Source organism: Streptomyces anulatus (genome assembly GCF_000721175.1).
In the GTDB taxonomy this organism is placed as follows: domain Bacteria; phylum Actinomycetota; class Actinomycetes; order Streptomycetales; family Streptomycetaceae; genus Streptomyces; species Streptomyces anulatus_C.
In genome coordinates this window covers 368441-386829 of the sequence record NZ_JOEZ01000003.1, presented here as the reverse complement: position 1 = coordinate 386829, position 18389 = coordinate 368441, and the positions used below count along the sequence as shown (strand labels likewise).

At 66.6% G+C, this 18389-nt stretch carries 15 protein-coding genes; 9 read left to right on the top strand and 6 right to left on the bottom strand.

What is annotated here, in order from left to right; genetic code table 11:
• Positions 1–262 precede the first annotated feature (262 nt).
• From IG90_RS0104765 to IG90_RS0104725, 9 genes are all read left to right on the top strand, one after another.
• The gene (locus IG90_RS0104765) at positions 263–1153 is read left to right on the top strand and encodes a ThiF family adenylyltransferase (protein ID WP_157846287.1); all 891 of its coding nucleotides are present in this window, start codon (positions 263–265) and stop codon (positions 1151–1153) included.
• Positions 1150–2445 (top strand): MFS transporter, encoded by a 1296-nt coding sequence (locus tag IG90_RS0104760; protein WP_157846286.1) that lies wholly within the window; start codon positions 1150–1152, stop codon positions 2443–2445. Before IG90_RS0104765 ends, IG90_RS0104760 begins: the two co-directional genes overlap by 4 nt.
• Entirely contained in the window at positions 2442–4376 is a 1935-nt protein-coding gene (locus IG90_RS0104755; RefSeq protein WP_051859981.1) for a RiPP maturation radical SAM C-methyltransferase, read from the top strand. The genes IG90_RS0104760 and IG90_RS0104755 overlap by 4 nt, the downstream gene beginning before the upstream one ends.
• A gap of 30 nt (positions 4377–4406) precedes the next feature.
• Complete coding sequence (locus IG90_RS44680; protein WP_157846285.1) at positions 4407–5009, top strand: DUF5825 family protein; 603 nt, start codon at positions 4407–4409, stop codon at positions 5007–5009.
• 28 nt (positions 5010–5037) lie between these two features.
• Positions 5038–6387 (top strand): hypothetical protein, encoded by a 1350-nt coding sequence (locus IG90_RS0104745; protein WP_030577997.1) that lies wholly within the window; start codon positions 5038–5040, stop codon positions 6385–6387.
• Between the two features lie 30 nt (positions 6388–6417).
• Positions 6418–8076, top strand: coding sequence for an ABC-F family ATP-binding cassette domain-containing protein (locus IG90_RS0104740; protein WP_030577995.1), 1659 nt, complete (start codon positions 6418–6420; stop codon positions 8074–8076).
• Complete coding sequence (locus IG90_RS45540) at positions 8063–9466, top strand: hypothetical protein (RefSeq protein ID WP_233435897.1); 1404 nt, start codon at positions 8063–8065, stop codon at positions 9464–9466. Before IG90_RS0104740 ends, IG90_RS45540 begins: the two co-directional genes overlap by 14 nt.
• Entirely contained in the window at positions 9463–11220 is a 1758-nt protein-coding gene (locus tag IG90_RS0104730; protein ID WP_030577989.1) for a carbamoyltransferase family protein, read from the top strand. The genes IG90_RS45540 and IG90_RS0104730 overlap by 4 nt, the downstream gene beginning before the upstream one ends.
• A gap of 450 nt (positions 11221–11670) precedes the next feature.
• Complete coding sequence (locus tag IG90_RS0104725; protein WP_157846284.1) at positions 11671–13278, top strand: hypothetical protein; 1608 nt, start codon at positions 11671–11673, stop codon at positions 13276–13278.
• A gap of 207 nt (positions 13279–13485) precedes the next feature.
• Here IG90_RS0104725 and IG90_RS45535 read toward each other — a convergent pair whose 3' ends face one another.
• The 6 genes from IG90_RS45535 to IG90_RS0104695 form a co-directional block, all read right to left on the bottom strand.
• Positions 13486–13710, bottom strand: coding sequence for a hypothetical protein (locus IG90_RS45535; protein ID WP_233435896.1), 225 nt, complete (start codon positions 13708–13710; stop codon positions 13486–13488).
• Positions 13711–13996: 286 nt separating this feature from the next.
• The gene (locus tag IG90_RS0104715; RefSeq protein WP_030577980.1) at positions 13997–15769 is read right to left on the bottom strand and encodes a relaxase/mobilization nuclease domain-containing protein; all 1773 of its coding nucleotides are present in this window, start codon (positions 15767–15769) and stop codon (positions 13997–13999) included.
• Positions 15769–16434 (bottom strand): MobC family plasmid mobilization relaxosome protein, encoded by a 666-nt coding sequence (locus IG90_RS0104710; protein ID WP_030577977.1) that lies wholly within the window; start codon positions 16432–16434, stop codon positions 15769–15771. Before IG90_RS0104710 ends, IG90_RS0104715 begins: the two co-directional genes overlap by 1 nt.
• Entirely contained in the window at positions 16431–16655 is a 225-nt protein-coding gene (locus IG90_RS0104705) for a hypothetical protein (RefSeq protein ID WP_030577974.1), read from the bottom strand. The genes IG90_RS0104710 and IG90_RS0104705 overlap by 4 nt, the downstream gene beginning before the upstream one ends.
• 102 nt (positions 16656–16757) lie before the next feature.
• Positions 16758–17819: a DUF2637 domain-containing protein gene (locus IG90_RS0104700; protein ID WP_030577971.1), complete on the bottom strand. Its 1062-nt coding sequence runs from the start codon at positions 17817–17819 to the stop codon at positions 16758–16760.
• Positions 17816–18382: a WhiB family transcriptional regulator gene (locus IG90_RS0104695; protein WP_030577968.1), complete on the bottom strand. Its 567-nt coding sequence runs from the start codon at positions 18380–18382 to the stop codon at positions 17816–17818. Before IG90_RS0104695 ends, IG90_RS0104700 begins: the two co-directional genes overlap by 4 nt.
• Between the last annotated feature and the right edge of the window lie 7 nt (positions 18383–18389).

Here is an 18389-nt window from a genome sequence, read left to right as displayed (position 1 = left end):
GACCGAGAGACTGGCGGACCGGGCCGGCGCGGACGCCGACATCGGATCCAGTGCAGCCACCGGGGCACGGGAGCGGGTGGTCCGCCTGGCCGAAACGGTGACTGTCACGCGGACCGAGGACGGCCTTAGGCTGTTTCGTGGTGTGGACTCCCTCCGTATCAAAGGGCCAGCCGATGCACTCCTGGTGGCCGCCAACCAACTGCGTGCAGGGATCTCGTGGGTAGAGCTCATGGACCGTCCCAGCCGCTCCCCAATGCGACAGATGGAACGCCGCCTCAGGTCAATCGGCTGGATCGTCGAACATGACCGCGATCACGGTGCCGGGACGTCGACCGAAAGGCAGGTTGGCTATCTGACCCTGTTCGGGGCGGACGCCGTCACGATGCAGCGACGCCTCGACTCGGCCCGGGTCGGGGTGCTGGGTGTGGGAGCCGTTGGGAGCGTGCTGGCCCAGCATCTGGTCGGGTCGGGGGTGCGGAGGCTGTGGCTCGTGGATCACGATCGCGTCGCCTTGAACAACCTGAACCGCCAGTTCCTAGCCGGGCGGAGCGATGTCGGTGGCGCCAAAACTGCGGTCGCGGCGCGGGCATTGCGTCGCCTCGCGCCTTCGTTGCAGGTTCACCGGGTCGATCGGCAGATCCGTGCGGCGGAGGAACTCGACGCACTCCCCGCCAACCTCGATCTGTTGGCCATCGCGGCAGACACCCCGTGGGACATCGTGAGCATTGCCTGGGAATGGGCCCGGCCTCGAGGCGTGCCGATCTGTGTTGCCGCGGTCGGCCTCGGCACCGGCTACTGGGGGCCTCTGCTTGTTCCAGGCCTCGGACACTGCTGGGGCTGTTTCGAGCGGCTCAGGCAGGCCGAGCTGACAGGCCCCGACGCGCTTGCCGAGTTCGACCAAGGGGAGGCGACCCCATATTCGTTCGGCCCGGCCAACACCGTTGTCTCAGCCTTGCTCGCGCATGAGGCCGTGAGGTACCTCGCGAGTGGCGAGTGCGGTGTGCTCAACGAACGCAGGATCATCCGGTTCGCCGAGAACCGGATGTCGTACTTCAGCGGCTCGCACTGCACATGCGGTGCAAGCCAGGACTCGGTCGCATCCATGGCCAGCCCACATACGTCCCACACATCAGCACCATTGGAAGACAGATGAAACGCATGTCCCGGAAGTCTGCGCTGGCGCGTACGGGATTCTTCCGCCTCTGGTCGGCGGAGTCCGCATCGATGGTCGGATCCGAAGTCACCATGTTCGCCCTGCCGCTGGTCGCGGTGTTCACGCTGGACTCGAGCGTGTGGGAGATGGGGCTGCTGTCTGCGGCTGGGTCGCTTGCCGTCCTGCTCTTCGGTCTGTCGGCCGGCGTCTGGGCGGATCAGTACGAGCGGAGGGCGGTGATGCTCGTATCGAACATCGTCCGATTCCTCGTCCTGCTGCTGGTTCCGGTGCTCTACTGGACCGACCGGCTCACCCTCGCAGCCCTCATGGTGGTCTCGTTCGTCGTCGGAGCGATGACGCTCCTCTTCGACAGTGCGATGTCGGCCTACTTGCCTCGCCTGGTGCCCAAAGAGTCGATCACCCAGGCGAACTCCTGGATTCAGGCCACCGAGTCGGTCGGGAGGGTCGCCGGTCCCGGAATCGCGGGCACGATCGTGCAGCTGCTCGGGGCGCCTGTCGCCCTCCTGATTGACAGTTTCAGTTACCTCATCAGTAGCTTCTCCTTGGCATCCCTGCCGAAGGCAGCGCCGGAGCGTCAGCAGGACGCGCCCCGGGAATCCCATCGCGCGGCGATCAGTAGCGGCCTGAAACTCCTGTGGGGAAACAGCGTGCTGCGACCGCTGGTGCTCGCGGCCGCACATTTCAATCTGTTCACCTCCATGTATTTCGCGTTGTTCATTCTCTACGCCGTACGGGCTCTGGGATTCAGCCCGTTCCTGTTGGGGGTGGTAACGATGAGCGGCGGTATCGCCGGCCTGGTCGGGTCAGCCGCCGCCACGCGACTTGCCGCCCGCTTCGGACTCGGGCCCACCATGATCTGCTGCTACGCGGTACCTGGTGCTGCGGGGCTGCTGGTGCCCGCTGCTGGCTCCTTTGGCAAAACGGTGGCTCTAATCTGCGTCGCCCTCACCATGTTCCTTTGGCTCTTCTCCGTGGTGATTCTGCTAATCCTCGGCATGTCCTTGCGGCAACAACTGGTTCAGGACGCGTATTTGGGACGCGTCAGCGCCACCTTCCGCTTTGTCGCCTGGGGAGTCGAGCCGGTGGGCGCCCTGCTGGGCGGCGCGCTCGGCTCCAGCGCACTTGGACTGCGCGGCACCTTGATCCTCGCTACCGTCGGGATCATGCCGTCGGCTCTGTGGCCGCTGTTCAGCCGGGTCAGGAAGATCCACGACCCTCTATCCGAGCTACCGCATCAGTCCGATTCAGCTGAACGGGAAGTGGCGTCATGAGCCTGCTGGAGATCGAGCCGCGCCCCGTCCAGTACGAGGCAGAGGAACAGGACTGTCCTGCGCGGTCCCTCCGGGTACTGCTCGTCTGTATGCCCTGGGCCGCACTGGACATGCCTTCGCTGGCCTTGAGTACGCTGACCCCCCTGGTCCGCGACCACAAGACTGTGAAATCCGTGGACGTCCTCTACGCCAACCTGCGCTGGGCCGATCACGTGTTCAGCGCCACAGAGGGAAGAGTCGGCGAACGGCACTTCAACCGCATAGCTCGCGGTGACTTCATCGGCACTGGGGAGTGGATCTTCTCCTCGGCGCTCGGCGACCAGCCCGGGAAGGCCACCGCCACTCCGTTCCACTTGAAGGCGGCAGCCCAGGGAGCGGAGCTGGAAGCGCCCGCCGAGATGTACGCCCTAGCCCCGGACTTCGTCCGCCAGCTGGCTAGGGAGATCGCCGGCGGCGGCTACGACGTCGTCGGCCTCACTTCGACCTTCGACCAGAACATCCCGTCACTGGCGCTGGCGGGTGAACTCGCCGCGCAGGCCCCCGATGTGATCACAATCCTGGGAGGGGCCAACTGCGAGGGCTCGCAGGGCGCCGCGCTGCACCGGAACTACCCCTCGCTCGACTATGTGGTCCGAGGCGAGGCCGAACTGGTACTGCCCGAACTCCTCCGCGTCGTAGCTCGGTCCGTCGCCGGACTGAGCCCAGAGGCACGAACGGCTGAACTCAAGGCAGTAAGCGGGCTGTGCTGGCGTGCGGAAACCGGAGAGTCGCGGGTCAACCCGCCCCGCCCCGGCATGGTGCCGATGGACAGTATCCCCACACCGGACTTCGGCGCCTACTTCGATGAGTTCCGGCACACAGAGGCGTGCAACGACGTCCTGCCGAAGGTACCGGTCGAGGGAGGCCGGGGCTGCTGGTGGGGAGAAAAGCACCACTGCACCTTCTGCGGTCTCAACGGTACGACTATGGCTTTCCGAGCCAAGCCTCCCGAGAGGGTACTCCGTGAAGTCGCGGATGCGGTGAAGCGGCATCAGGTGCTGGATGTGCTGTTCGCCGACAACATCATCGATATGAAGTACTTGAATACTCTCTTGCCCGGACTCGGTGAATTGGGCTGGGACCTACGGTTGTTCTTCGAGGTCAAGTCGAATCTTACTTACCGGCAGCTACGGCAGATGGCCGACGGTGGTGTGACTCAGATTCAGCCTGGAATCGAGAGTCTGAGCACCCACGTTCTCTCTCTCATGCGCAAAGGAGTCACCGGCTGGCAGAATGTCCGGCTGCTGCGGGACTGCGGTTCCCTTGCGATCTTCCCGAGCTGGAACATCCTCTACGGATTTCCGGGCGAGACCTGGGCCGACTATTCCCCCTCCATCAGCCAGATCGATCAACTGGTACACCTTTTTCCGCCAGATGTGACCAACCGGATCCGTCTCACCCGGTTCAGCCCCTACTTCTCCGATCCCGCGCTGGGCATGACGAACCAGGGGCCTTCGTCTCTGCTCTCCTCTGTCTACGGGCTGCCGGAGAAGGAGCTTGAGGACCTCGTCTACGTGTTCGACAGCGCCCCAGCTGGCCTCGACGCCGAGAGCGGGGAGCGTCTGGAGCGCGCTATGGAGCACTGGCAGCGCTCCCATCCGACCGCCCGCCTCGTTGGCCTCGAAGAAGGAGAGGCGCTACGAATCGTCGATGAGCGCCGGCGCCGTGCCCCGCAGGAGTTCCTGCTCGGGACTCCGTTGGAGCGAGACGCCTATCGCAGCCTTCTCAAAGGCCGAAAGGAGGAGGTGCTCGGCAAGCAGCTACGGGAGTCGGGACACGAGACCGCCAACGCCGAACGCGTGGCCGACCTGCTGGCTGAGTGGCGGGAGTACGGGCTCATATATCAAGACGGTGATCACTACGTGGCCCTCGCCACAGGACTGGAATGGTGAGCGGTGAGCACAGCGCACACCAAAACGGCCATGGACGTCCATCCGGTCGTGCAACCGCAGGAAGAAGCCCCCAGGTCCGCCGACCGGCACGGACTGTTCATGGGATGGGTTCCCGGCACGGTCTGTACTCGACACCAGCTGGTTCCGATCGCTAGGTCCGGGTTCCGTGGCCTAAGGGTCCAGGGGTTTATGAAGCTCGACTCGAAGTCCCCGGAGGCAGCGGCCCACCATCTCGCGTTTCTGCGCGAGGCGGCGGGAGTCGGACTCAGGGTGGCCTGGCGTGGACAGCTCGAAGGCATCATCACCGACCCGTTCCACCATCTCGACCCTCCCCGTGACCAACAGGGCTCGGCCGCCTGGCCGGTGCCCCGCAGACCCCTGCTCACCCTCCGGCGCGGGCCCGGTTTCGTGCTGGTGGAGGATCACCGGCAAGCCGCGACTGAGCGAACGCTGATTGAGGATCCGGATCAGGTACGAGCCCTCACGGACCCGCAGTACGGCTGCGTCGCCGACGAAAGACTCACCCGAGACCAGTCCGCCGCGGTACGGGCTCTCGCAGACGCGGGGTTGTTCGCCGCAATCGGGGCAGTGTGGACGGCACTGCCGGTGAGGTTCAGATATGCGCGGGCCTGAACACCCGGCTGCTCTGCTCGAAGGTGGCATGGCCGACTTCTATCGAGGGCGCAGGACCATCCTGATCGGTCGGCCACTGCCACACTTCACGACCCAGGTGGCCGCGCTGTTGCGAATGGGCGCCGCCGCTCCGTTCGTCATTGCCAACGAATCGGGGCAGGCACCCGCCGGAATCGCGGGCCACTGCGTGGTCGACCTGGACATGGCCGATCCGCACACCCATGCCCGTGACACGGCTCGGTTCATGGCGGACCTGCCAGCTTCGGTGCGCATCGCGCTCGACGCCTACGACCCGGACCGAACTGCTCTCGTTCTGGCGCAATCCGCCGGGGCGCCTTCACGCATGGACGGCCGGCTCGTCGCGGACAGCGGTGACGAGTGGAGAACCAAGCTGGCGGACCTGACAGTCCTCGACGAACTGTGGGACCAGCTGGGAGCGCCGCGACTGCCGTCGTCCACAGTCGCCACGGAGACGAGCCTGCCGGCCGAAGCTGCCCGGTTTCACGACCTCGGCTACGGCACCCTGTGGCAAGGACAGCAGCTTGACGGTGCTTGGGTGCCCCTCGCATCGGCCCGACTGGTCCCCGTCAACGCCGACCCCGTCCCGACTGCGCAATGGTTCGCCGAGCGCGCCTCAAAGGTCCGTATCTCGCCCATCGTGGCCGGAACCCCTTGTGGTGTCGCCGGATTCGTACTGCCGCATGGGACAGTGGTGTTGCGCCCGTACGAGGAGATCACGCTCGACCACGAAGGTGAGCTCCACTACTGCGGGTGCTCGACCTACCTGGACCTGCCCGACGAACAGCATGCGCAGGTAACTGGCCTAGCTACTGCGGTCGGCGAGGAACTGTCACGCCGGTGGGGTTTCCGCGGTCCGTTCCACATCAGCGGCCTACTCGTCGGAACCGGCTATTTCCCTCTGGACCTCGTGCTTCGCGGCGGGTTGGGCCATGCCTTGATCGAATCCCGTCTGAAAGGGGTGTCGTTCGGCCTTTTCAACGCCGCGCTGGCCGCAGGGCACGACGTCGGGCTCTCGCCGCTCGACGTACAGAAGCATCTGCTCCCATGGCTGGAGGAAGACCGGGGAGCCGTGATCGCTGTGCCGACACCACTCGCGCCGCAGCTGGGGACGCAGACGTTGTGGCTGACGCAACACGACAGCGGTTTGGGCCAGGCCGGCACAGGTGATCAGAGCTGCGGTTGTGCAGTACATGTCACATCGGGCCGGGGCGGCAAGTTGCTGATCATCGCAGGCCCTTCCTTCCCCCGCACCGAGGGAAGGATCACAGCTCATGCGGTCGATGCCTGCGCGATCGCTGTCCAGCGCTGGAGCACCGGCTTCACGAACGTTCGACCCGTATGGCGGGCTGCACGATGAGAGCACGTACGCACCGATTTTGGAGATTCCGTGGGCCACATCGAGATAAACAACTTGGAGTACATGCTCCCGAACGGTCGTCTGCTGTTCTCCGAGGCATCGTTCCGGGTGGGTGACGGCGCGACTGCGGCGCTCGTCGGTGCCAACGGAACGGGCAAGACAACTCTGATGGAGATCCTTGCCGGGAACCTGCAGCCGCGCTCCGGAGGTACCCACATCGGCGGGACCGTGGGCGTCATGCGTCAGTTCATCGGATCGATCGACGATGAGACTACCGTCCGCGAATTCCTCGCCGACCTTGAGCCGACGGCAGTGCGCCGCAGCTTCGCAGCGGTCGAGAAGGCTGAGGCGGCGATGATGGAACACGACGACGAACCGACCCAGATGGCGTATGCGACGGCGCTGTCTGACTGGGCGGAAGTGGGCGGCTACGACGCCGAGGTCGTATGGGACGTCGTGTGTTCTGCGGCGCTGGGGGCGACCTTCCCGTCAGTGCAGTATCGAGAAGTACGGACGCTGTCCGGCGGCGAGCAGAAGCGGCTGGCCCTGGAGAGCCTGCTGCGCGGCCCTTACGAGGTACTGCTGCTCGACGAGCCGGACAACTACCTGGACGTGCCGAGCAAGCGCTGGCTCGAAGAGGCCCTTCGCAGCACTCCGAAGACCGTCCTCATGGTCAGCCACGACCGTGAGCTTCTCGCCCGTGCGGCCAGCCACGTGATCACGCTCGAAGGGCGCGGCGCCTGGGTACACGGTGGCGGGTTCGGCACCTACCAGGAGGCAAGGGAGCACCGCATCAACGTGCTTGAACAGCGTCATCGGGACTGGGAGGACGAGCACAACAGGCTCAAAGAGCTGGTGCACACTCTCCAACAGCAGGCGAAGCTGTCTTCGTCGATGGCCGCCAAGTACCGTGCGACCCAAACCAGGCTGGCCCGCTTCGAGTCGGCGGGTCCACCGCCCGAGCGGCCCACGGAGCAGAAGGTCCGGATGGCCCTGACCGGCGGGCGTACGGCGAAGCGCGCTGTGACGTGCGAAGGGCTCCAGCTCACCGGGCTCACGAAGCCCTTCGATCTCGAAGTCTTCTACGGCGAGCGGATCGCGGTGCTCGGTGCCAATGGGACCGGAAAATCGCATTTGCTCCGACTGCTCGCCGCTGGAGGCAGCGGAGCAGACATGTACGACGAGCAGCTGCATGGCAAGGCAGTGGCCCATGATGGCGGCGCTCGACTGGGGTCCCGGGTGCGTCCGGGATGGTTCGCCCAGACCCATGGGCGGCGCGATCTCGCCGAGCGCACGCTGGTGCAGATCCTCGGCCGCGGCGACGGTTCCCGTGAGGGACGCGACCGCGGCGCGGCGATCTCGGCACTGCGACGCTATGAGCTGCACGCTCAAGCGGATCAGTCGTTCAGGCAGTTGTCCGGAGGGCAACAAGCACGATTTCAGATCCTCCTACTCGAACTCGAAGGCTCCACGCTGCTGCTCCTTGACGAACCCACGGACAACCTCGACCTGCACAGTGCGCAAGCCCTGGAGGATGGGCTTGCGCAGTTCCAGGGGACTGTCATGGCAGTCACACACGACCGGTGGTTCGCCCGAAGCTTCGACCGCTATCTGATTGTTGACGGCAGTGGGTCGGTCTTCCTGCGGGACGAACCTGTTTGGGGGGAGGAATCCAGTGCACAGCTATAGCTGGTCGAGACCAGCCTTCGTCGGCGGAACGGAATCGAGCCGCATCATCACGAGCGTTTTCGGCCTGTCCGATGATCGGTTCACTGGCGTACCGGTCTTGGAAGATGTCATTGTGCCCAGAACCGGAATCACCTATGTGACGGGGTACTCCGGGGCGGGCAAGAGCAAGCTATTGGAGCTGTTCCTCTCACAGCACCCGGAAGCCCACGTGCCTTCAGGGCCTGCCGATCCGGCTGATGACCGACCGCTAGTCGAACTCTTCGACATGCCGTTGCAGAAGACGCTGAGCCTCCTCGGTCAGGTTGGTCTGGGGGAGGCGTTCACCTATCTCACTCCGTACAACCGGCTGTCCGACGGACAACGTGCCCGTGCACGGCTCGCGTTGGCCTATAGCGAAAGCCGCCGACTGCTGGTAATCGACGAATTCCTCTCCACCCTGGACCGCGAGAGCGCACGGATCGCAGCCTATGGTTTCCAGCGTTTTTGTCGACGCAACGGTGTTTCTGCGGTGGTGGCGACCGCGCATGACGATCTCGCGGGGGCGCTCGGTCCGGACCTACTGATCACGCTCGACTACAACGGTGAGAAGAACGTTGTCCACCAGCCTTGTATGGCTACGGTCCCCTTCGAGGAGACGGTACAGATCCGCCCCGGTAGTCTGGCTGACTACGAGGAACTCGCGCGGTTCCACTACATGGGTGGCTTGGACGTTCCTCCCGACGCGTTCGATATCCGAGTCCACGTGGCTGAAGTTTCGGGCAAGGTCGCCGGGGTGAAGGTGTTGTCATCGCCCTATCCGAACGCCTGGCAGCGGTTCCGGGAGTTCCGCGAGGTCAACGAGGCCCTCACGATCTCCCGCCGGACCGTCGTGCATCCAGTGTTCCGTAGTATCGGGCTGGCTCATCGGCTGTGTGACCCGCGGCTGGCGTCGCGCGACAATGTCTATATCCGCTCCGCCCTCGGTCGCTTTCAGCCCTTTCCGCTGAGCGCCGGCTACCGGTCGGTGGAGGTCGCGGACAACCGGGAAACGGAACTGTCAGCTGCCGTAGCTGAGTTGGCTGTGTCCGTCGAAGCGGCGGGCGGGCCGGAAAAGTGGCCGGGCGACCGGGCGAAGGCAATGAATCTGCTCCGCGAACGCGGCGTGGAGCTGCTAGTCGGTGAATACGTTCAGTACCGCGAGCTGGGGGGCCTGACGCCCTTGGCCCACGCCGAGCTTTCGCGGGTGCGCAGATGGTTCACGCGGTGCAACGAAGCCTTGTCGTACGAACAACTGTGGGAAGCCGCACGGCCGTTCCTCATGGCCGGCTTCATAGCTGGACGAGAGACGATGGGGGACGCAGCGGCTGCGGGTTCCACGGAAGTGGGCCGAGAAGCTGGGGTGTCGCCTTGATCGTCATCGGTATATCCGCGCTCTACCACGATTCGGCCTGCGCTGTGTTCGTTGACGGGAAGCTCGTCGCCGCCGCACATGAGGAGAGGTTCACCCGACGGCGGTATGACCCCGGCATGCCTGTAAACGCATTCCGCTTCTGCCTCGAACGCGCCGGGCTGGGTATCGACGACATCGATCGGATCGCCTACTACGAGAACCCCCGCGACAAGCTGGCACGTCAACTGTCGACAGCGCTGCCTTCAGGCCCCGCCGGTCAGCGCGCGTCGCTGTTCAAGCTGGACGCGGACCGGCCAATGCGTGAGATCCGGCAGGTGCTCGGCTACTCCGGCCGCGTGGAGTTCGTAGCCCACCACGAGTCCCACGCGGCGAGCGCCTTCTACTGCTCGGGCTTTGACGACGCTGCGCTGTTCGTCGCCGACGCGGTGGGTGAGTGGACGACGACCAGCTATGGCTCCGCCAGCAACTCGGATGGTCTGCGACTGGTGGAAGAAGTCCGCTTCCCACACTCCCTGGGGTTGCTCTACAGTGCGGTGACCAACTACCTCGGCTTCGACGTCAACAGCGATGAGTACAAGGTTATGGGCCTCGCTCCCTACGGGAAGCCGCGCTTCCGTGAACGTCTGGAAGGCCTGCTGGCACAGCGCGATGGCGGTCAATATCGCTTGGATCTCAGGTACTTCGACTTCCGCAGCGACCAGCGTATGTTCACTGACGCAATGGCTGAACTCATCGGCCATCCTGCGCGACGGCCTGAGGACGACATCACGCCGGAGCACGAAGACATTGCCGCCAGCCTCCAGGCGCTACTGGAAACCGTATTGCTGGAGAAACTGAGGCACCTCAAGGAGATCGTGCCGAGTCCTCGGTTGTGCTACGCCGGGGGCGTGGCGCTCAACTGCGTGGCGAACTCGCTGCTGCGCCGAAAAGGGCCCTTCGAGGACATCTTCGTCCAGCCCGCGGCGGGCGACGCCGGCGGAGCGATTGGTGCAGCGGCCCTCGTCCACCACCGACTGACCGGCCGGTCCCCCAATCGGCGACTGAGCGATGCCCGACTGGGATTCGAGGAGAGCGCGGCGCACATCAGCGACCTGCTGGGGCAGACCGGGATCATTGCCCAGGACTTCCGCCGTGACACACCGGCATTGGTAGAAGCCACCGCGTCCGCGCTCGCCGACGGGGCCGTGGTCGGGTGGTTCCAGGGTCGCGCTGAGTTCGGCCCCAGGGCGCTCGGCGCCAGGTCGATCCTGGCGGACCCGCGAAAGGACGGCATGCGGGACCGGATCAATTCCCTGGTCAAGAAGCGCGAAGCGTTCAGGCCATTCGCCCCGGCGGTGGTGGCTGAGCGGGCCACCGAGTTCTTCGACCTCGACATCGGCTCGCCGTTCATGCTGGAAACGGCCCCGGTGAAGGCTCTCGGTCTACCAGCGATTACCCATGTTGACGATTCGGCGCGCGTGCAGACGGTCGACAAGGAAGCGGATCCGTTGTTCCACGCGCTGCTGACCGCTTTCGGTGGCCGAACCGGAAACCCTATCCTGCTCAACACCTCGTTCAATATGCGGGGAGAGCCGATCGTGAACTCCGCTGCGGATGCGCTTGCGTGCTTTGTTCGGTCTCGACTGGACATTCTGGTCCTCGGGGACTTCCTCATACGTCGGACGGACGTCCCTGAGTGGTGCGCCAAGCGACTGCTCGATGCTGCTCCCTATAAAGTGCCCACAGCCAGCGAGTCGGTCTACACCTTCTTCTGAGCCTTCCTGGGAAGTGACTCCCACATGACCGCACACCATGTTCCCTTCGAACGCGCCAACCGACTCGCTCAGCTCTTGGGCGACGCAAGGGGCGCTGAGATCCTCGGAGAACTCCAGAAGGCCGACCTGGCTCAGGCCCGTGCCCCGAAGTCTCAGGCCTGCTCCCCACCGTCCTGGGGGGAGGCGTCCAGAGAGCAGTTGGAGCGTGTGGGGATCTGGGACATCGTGTCAGGACCAGCCGGAAGTGAACTGCACCTCCGAAGCGATGAGCCGCAGCCGGACCGCTCTTGGGCGGACGTCCGCCACGTTCCTGGCAAAGGCGCCGCTCGGCGGGTGGCCGTTGTCGGAGAATCGACAGCTCGCGGATACTTGCTCGATCCGTTGTTCACTCCGACTCTGAATCTCCAGGACGAGCTCGACGCCACCGCCGGTCCTGGCCGGTACCAATGCGTGGATCTCGCGCGCACCGGCGCGGGCATGGGTGATCTGGAGCACGTTGTATCCGCGCTGCCGTCACTCGATACTGATGTCCTTGTGCTCATGGCGGGGAACAACTGGTGCCTTCAGCCCCTGTCTTACGCGGACGGGGATCGTCTCGCCCGGAGCATGCGCGCCGGCGGGCTGAGCGAGGTACGGGAGACCTTCACCCGCAACATCGTGCTGCCTCGTGTCAGGGCGCTGTTGCGCAAAGTGCGGCAGGTCGCGCAAGCAGGTCTGGACGTCATCGTGGTCGTTCCGGAATTCAACCTCAGAGAGTGGGAACCTGGCGAGGTATGGACCGTCGGCCTGCTGCCGCCCGAACATGCCGAAGAGTGGCACAGGTTGCACGACAGTGCCCGGCGCGCGCTGAAGGAGAAGAGGTGGGAGGCGCTCCCGGAGCTCTGCGATCGAATGACCGTGCTGGACAAAGGGTGTAGTCCTGTCCCCGGCCGCATGCATGGAATTTCCCAGTACGCCATGGGCGACTATTCCGGAGCAAGGAAAAGTTGGGAGATATCCAGAGATTCGGTAACTGGTCAGTTGCTGGGCCACACTCCACGTGTCATCGGCGAGATACAGGAAATGCTGTGCGCTTTCGCCGAGAAACATGGCTACGGGCTTGTGGATCTCCGTTACGAACTGGCTGACCCAGAAACCGGATTGCCCGATCCCAGGCACTTTCTCGACTACTGCCATCTGAGCGTGACGGGTATGGACGCTGTGGCGGGCGCTGTCGCCGACCGGATCGCGCCATCGCAAGGGGTCGCCGGCCGCGACACATGCAGTCCGCGGAAAACCGACGAGGAAGGTGCTTTGTGGCAAGCCGTCGGACATCTACTCGCCGCCTGCCACAACGCCTGGCATGGCCAGCCCGCGGAGACACTGCGCCGACACGTCGCGATGGCGGTCGTTGACCAGGCCGGACGCGATGTGGCTGCCGCGCTGCTGAAGCTGATGGCCAAGACCGTACCCGCCTGGACCACGCCCGAGTACGACCAACTGTGCACCTTCCCAAATGCGGCACGCTATCTGAGCCCGGTGGCAACGAGTACCTTCGCCGTCCTCGCCCAGTCCCCTCTGAGCGCGGTCCTAGCCGACCTTCTGGGTGTTCCCGCCCCGCAAACACCCGCCCGCCGCATGGACGGCACGGACTTGCGGTGCGTGGACCTGCGGGCGGGCCGCCGCGATGAGCTCACAGGACTCGCGCACGGACCGACCACGGCCTACTCCAGGTACGCGAACGCGATCTGGCGGTCCACGGTCCGCACAGGGGCTGCCTCGGACCTCCACCTCACATTGCAGTACCGAACGCCTTACGCGGACGAAGCCGGGCAACCTGGATGGCTTGAAGTCAACGGTCGGCGGGTGGCCGAGCTCCCCGCGCTCCGTCAGAAATGGGGAAAGATCGTCGCCAAAGTCCCGGCGGAGTCTGTCAATGAGATCGCAGTTCATTGGCCGACGTCCGCGCAGCCGGAGGACGAGTGGCGTCAGGAGGTTGCCACAGCTCTGGCAACGGGCAGACTCCTGCTACCGTTGGCTGTTTTCGGTGAATTGTATGAGGCTGACCTCCGTTTCTAACCTAGCGCTTTCGGGGCGCGATCCTGCACGCCGCCGTCCACGGCTGGCACGAGGGCCATATCCAGACCCAGGGCGAGGACGAGTGCCCTGGCTGCAGCTTCCACGGTCAACTACCAGGAAGTGGAAGCGGCAGATGACTGCCGTGCAACGCCGAGGGACGACACCGAACCGTCGGTGTCACCCCTCGGCATCCGGCTCTTCGCTCGCCTAGTCCAGGTACGTGCCGACGAAGGCCCCGTCGAATCCCAGCGCGGCGAGGCCCTGCTCGACGCTGGGGTAGATCGTTCCATCCGGGATCGCGATCAGGGCGTCGAAGTCAGCACGGCTGATCTCGGGTTCGAGCCACTGGTTGCTGCAGCGGCAGCAGATCCAGACGTTCCGGCCGTAGTTGATGAGCAGCCAGTCGCGCCGGGCGCGGCAGGCCGTACACATGACCGGGATCCCGCGAAGAGCGAGTTCGTGAGGGTGGCTGAGGCAGCGTGTTGCGCCGGGGCCGCTGGGCGGCTGCGTCTCGTACGCGAGTTTCAGCAAGGGATCGGGGCCGGCGGGGAGGGCAGGCTGCACGGGTGTCGACTCCGCGGGGCGGTCGGTGGTTCTGAGCACGAGCGTCATCTCCCGGTCGAGGTCCTTCTGTTTCCATCCGTAACAGCCGGTGGAACCGGTTGTCCAGGGACTTCTCGGAGTCCGGCGGGCCGATGGTCAGCCCGCCGGACCGCCGTCAGCGGCGTGGTGGGCGGTTCCGTGGAGTGGAGGCGACGGGGCGAACTCCGGTCGCGGGTGTCGTTCGGCTGCTGGTGCGGTTGGCCGAGGTTTTCGGGGTGCTGGTGCCGTCCTTCGGGCGGCGGGAAGCTGCGCCCGGGTGGGCGGGGAGCTGGGCGATGCGGCGCAGGCGCCAGACCAGGACGTCATTGACGTCTGTGGCGGTGTCGAGTTCGCGCATGTCGATGGCCTCTCGCAGGAGGGCTTCAGAGTCGTCGCCTGCCTGCTCGGCCTGGGCGAGGGTGGCGGCCAAGGCGTCGGTCTTCGCCGGGACACCGTCTTCTCGTACGCCGTGCTTCGTTAGGGCGGCGCGGATGGTGGTCTCGTACGCCCGGCGTTGCGCGTCGGGAAGAGCGCGGCCTTGCTCGTGCAGCGTTCGCATCGGCGTGGCGGCGGCCTGCCGGTAGGCGGTGCGCAGGTGCTCGGCGGTCTGCCGGGAGGCGTGGGCCTGCTGGGCATGTCCCCGGGCGGAGTGCCAGTGTGCGGCGGCGAGGGTGACCAGGACCAGGGTGGAGAGGAGCATGGCGGTCGTGCCGCCGTCCTCGCCCCGGCCGAGCGCGCCACCGGCCCGGACAATTCCTCGGGCGGCGGAGCGGAGCGCTCGGGTGTCGGCGCGTTCCGCCTGGACGTGGCTGCGGGTCGCCCGCTCGAAGGTTCGGGCGGCGGTAGCCAGCTCGGTGCGGGTCACGGCCGGTGAGGTCTGCGCGACGGCATCAAGGAGTTCTCCGACGCCGACGAGCTGAGCGGCGGCTTCCCCGTCGTCACCGTGGTCGAGAAGCACGGCGGCACGTTCGGCGATGGCGGTGGCACTGCGTCGTTCTCGGGCAGGCGGGGACGAGTCCGCCCGTCCGCCGGAGGCCAGGGTCGCAGTGTGTTCGGCGGTCCCGTCGGCCAGCCTGCGGCGGATCTTGGGGAGGGACAGGTCGGGGGCCAGTTTGGAGCCGGGATACCAGACCGGCTCGGCGTCGCGGTTACGGTCGCCGGGCAGGGCGACGTTGTAGCCGAGCGCATCACCGGACGGGGCGTGGCGCACCTTCACCCGCAGGCCGGCTTCGTGGAGCCGGGTGAAGAACTCCTTCTCGTCTTCCGCTCCGGCGAGGGCCCGGCGTACGGCTTCGCGGAGCGTCTCCCGGGGGGTTTCGGGGCGGCCGGTGCGTTCGGCCTTGAACTTCTCGGCGCTGGTGGGGTTCTTCGCTGCCGTGCCGTCTCCGGCGTTGAGGCGGCGCAGGCCCATCTCCCTTTCGATGCGCCGGCATTCGGCCTGGGCCTTGTTGAAGTCGTAGTTCAGGCGCGGGTTGCGCAGGTCTCCTCGGACGAGGGTGGCGACGATGTGGATGTGGTCTGCCGCGTGGCGTACGGCGATCCACCGGCAGCCGTCGGGATCCCCGTCCGGTGCGATGCCGGTGGCGTGGACGATGCGCTGGGCGACGGCGTTCCACTCCTCGTCGGAGAACCGCCGGTCCCCGGGGGCCGTGCGGACCGAGCAGTGCCAGACGTGCTTGGCGGGCGCTCGGTCTCCGGCCTGCTTGACCCGCAGGTCCAAGGCGGCGGTGAGCCGGGCGAGGGTGACCTTCGGATCGGGATCGGGGCTGGTGTCGCGGCCGGGATCCGGGGCGAAGCCGTCCCACGAGCCGACGAGGTGCGCGTCGGTGTGCTCCTCCCGTCGCCCGGGGCCGTACAGGTAGACGAGCAGGCCGTGGGTCCGGGAGCCGCGTCCGATGTCGGGAACCATCACAGCCGCCTGTTCACCAGGTCGTTCGCCGCGTCGTCGACGCGGGCGAGGAGCCGGAGCAGCGTGCTCAGCGCGTGGTCGAGTTCGCCGGGGTGGGGCTGCCCGCCGGCATTGAGGACGTAGGCGATCTGATTGATGTTGTTGCCGATTCGGGCCAAGGCCGTTCGTAGGGCCGCGAGTTCGTCGATGGCCGTGTCCCAGCGTTCGTTGGTGTGCAGGGCGGTCGAACCGCGGGCGGCGGCAAGGCTGGCACCAGCAAGGAAACGGGCGACGGTGACGCCGCGCTGCGTGGCAGCGGCAGCGATCTCGGCCTTCTCGGTGTCGGAGAGGCGGGTCGTCGTCTTACGGGTGCGCTCGCTGGGGTTGCGGGTGCGGCGGCGCGGTTTACGGTCGGGGAAGGCGGACGTGCTCGGGCTCGGCAGCGCACGCTGGTCGCCGCACTCGGCTTCTCCCCCCGTGACCGGCGCCCCCTGGTGCCGGTTGCCCGGCTGGTCCCCGTGCGCCCTCGCTCGGGGACCAGCCGGGCTTCCCCCGCCCTCCTGGGCGGGGGCAAGTGCGTACGCCGGGCCGTAGGACCGTCGTACGCGATAGCTTGCTCCGCCAGGAGCCGTGGTGGGGTCACGCTGCTGTCCGGCAGTGACCACCGCCTGGTCGTTGGTGGTCACCGGCTCGTCTCCGGGTCCTGCTGCTGGAGTTCGCGGACGAGTTCCTCGATCCAGTCCATGGCCAGGACCGGGTGGTGGAGGGTCCAGGGCCGGTCATGCTGCTCGCGCTGCACGATCCAGGAGGTGTCGGGGCCGGACTGGGCGCGGTGGAGGTGGCCGCGCTGGTGCAGGACGGTCAGCCAGGAGTCGACTTCGGCGGGGGTGGCCGGGTGAATGCGCATCGGGTGCACTCCGCTTCTGCTCGGGGAGAAAGGTGTGGTGGGTGTGCGGAGCGGGTGACCAGCCGGGGTGACCTGCTCGGTCACCCGCTCCGTGGCGTCCGATCAGGTTCGGGCGGAGCTGACCGGCTGTCCGTTCTGCTCGCGGAGCTGGGCCATCAGGGTGGTCAGGGTGTCGCTGGAGAGCGTCATCTGCTGGTCTCGGATCGCCTGGCCGACCACCTTGCGGGTCAGCTTGCCCTCGGCCCTGACCGCTGACCGAGCGATCTTCAGTAGCTCCTCGGTGTCCTGGTCGGATCGCCGGTCACCGGCTGTCCGGGCCCGCCGGTCAGTGACCGACGGGGCGGTGCCCGACGGAGTGACCGGCAGGGCGGTGGCTGACCCCCGGCTGTCCTCGTCGCCGGTCGCCGAGGTGGTGTCGTCGGGGCGGTCAGTGACCGGCCGCGCGGTGTCCGGCTGTCCGGGCAGGTCAGCGGCCTCGTGCGGCTGGCTCCGGTCACTGGTGACAGGGGCACTGCTGTCCGCCGGAGCCCTGTCCCCGCTGAGCGACCGAGTGGCGGGAGTCGGCTTGTCCAGGGAGAGCGGCTGCCGGTCGGTCCGGGCGGTGACCGGCTGACCGGCCTCCGGCTGCTGACCGACCCGGTCGGTCCGGGTGACCTCTACGCCGTCGCTCTGGTTGACCTGACCGAGGTGACCGGCCTGACCGAGGTCCTCGCGGTCACTGTCCTTGACCGGCCCCCGGGCGATGAGGATGTAGAGGTGGACAGCTCCGGCCAGGGCCAGCGGTGCGATGGTGGACAGCACCGCGACCACCGTGTCCCCGAGCCGGAGACCGGTGCCGGCGACCGCGTCCTGGTTGATCCGCACCGCGTGGAGCGCGTTGGCCCAGATGCTGGCGGCGGTGGCCGTGCCGACGAGCGTCCAGACGTAGAGCCGGGCGCGCAGCGGGGCATCGCGCAGGACCAGGAGCGCGCGGACGCCGTAGGCGATGAACCCGTCGATCACCAACGGGAAGACGAAGGTCAACAGGCCCCGGACGTGGATGGCGACGGCCATCTGCTGGAGGGCGTCGTACGACAGCGCGCACCCCGCGCCGCCCAGGGCGATGACCACCGCGCGGTCCCAGGCGGATATGTGCGCCGCCTTCGGTGTGCTCGTAGTGGTCATGCCGCCGTCCCGAAGTCGTCGCGGACCGGGTGCTCACCGTCGACCGCGGGTGGCAGGACGGTCTCCTTGGGCTGGTTCAGGGTTCGGTTGCGCTCGGCCCGGCGGATCTCGCGGTATCGCTTCTTGGCGTGCTCCTCGGTGACCTTCAGAAGCCAGGCCAGGCGCTGCTCGCTCACCCCGTGGCGGTAGGCAGCGTGCTCGACCGCGCGGCGCTCGGTATGGGTGAGGTGCACGTCGCGCCCGGCGATGGTGGCGTTGACGCGGCTGTAGTCGAGGCGGCTGGGGAGCTTCTCGTGCAGCGGCCCGCGCTCCTCCTCCGTCAGGCCGCCGCGGATCCCGTCGGTGTCACCTCCTTCGAGAGCGGCGTCCAGGCAGGTTCGGCGGACCGGGCACTGGCCGCACAGGGCCTTGGCCGTGGCGATCTTGGCGGTCTCGTCGGGCTCGGGGAAGAAGATTTCGGGGTCAACCGGGTTGTACTCGGTGCTCTGGCAGACGGCGTCGGCCTGCCAGGTCTGGTCGCCGAGCTGGCGGTGGTGGACAGGGCTGTTCGTCGTGCTGGTCATGCAGGTT

What these genes read in the sequence shown, in the direction of transcription:
- IG90_RS0104765 (WP_157846287.1), top strand. Translation starts at nt 263, where the DNA reads ATGGAACGCCGCCTCAGGTCAATCGGCTGGATCGTCGAACATGACCGC.
- IG90_RS0104760 (WP_157846286.1), top strand. Translation starts at nt 1,150, where the DNA reads ATGAAACGCATGTCCCGGAAGTCTGCGCTGGCGCGTACGGGATTCTTC.
- IG90_RS0104755 (WP_051859981.1), top strand. Translation starts at nt 2,442, where the DNA reads ATGAGCCTGCTGGAGATCGAGCCGCGCCCCGTCCAGTACGAGGCAGAG.
- IG90_RS44680 (WP_157846285.1), top strand. Translation starts at nt 4,407, where the DNA reads ATGGACGTCCATCCGGTCGTGCAACCGCAGGAAGAAGCCCCCAGGTCC.
- IG90_RS0104745 (WP_030577997.1), top strand. Translation starts at nt 5,038, where the DNA reads ATGGCCGACTTCTATCGAGGGCGCAGGACCATCCTGATCGGTCGGCCA.
- IG90_RS45535 (WP_233435896.1), bottom strand. Translation starts at nt 13,710, where the DNA reads ATGTGTACGGCCTGCCGCGCCCGGCGCGACTGGCTGCTCATCAACTAC.
- IG90_RS0104715 (WP_030577980.1), bottom strand. Translation starts at nt 15,769, where the DNA reads ATGGTTCCCGACATCGGACGCGGCTCCCGGACCCACGGCCTGCTCGTC.
- IG90_RS0104705 (WP_030577974.1), bottom strand. Translation starts at nt 16,655, where the DNA reads ATGCGCATTCACCCGGCCACCCCCGCCGAAGTCGACTCCTGGCTGACC.
- IG90_RS0104700 (WP_030577971.1), bottom strand. Translation starts at nt 17,819, where the DNA reads ATGACCACTACGAGCACACCGAAGGCGGCGCACATATCCGCCTGGGAC.
- IG90_RS0104695 (WP_030577968.1), bottom strand. Translation starts at nt 18,382, where the DNA reads ATGACCAGCACGACGAACAGCCCTGTCCACCACCGCCAGCTCGGCGAC.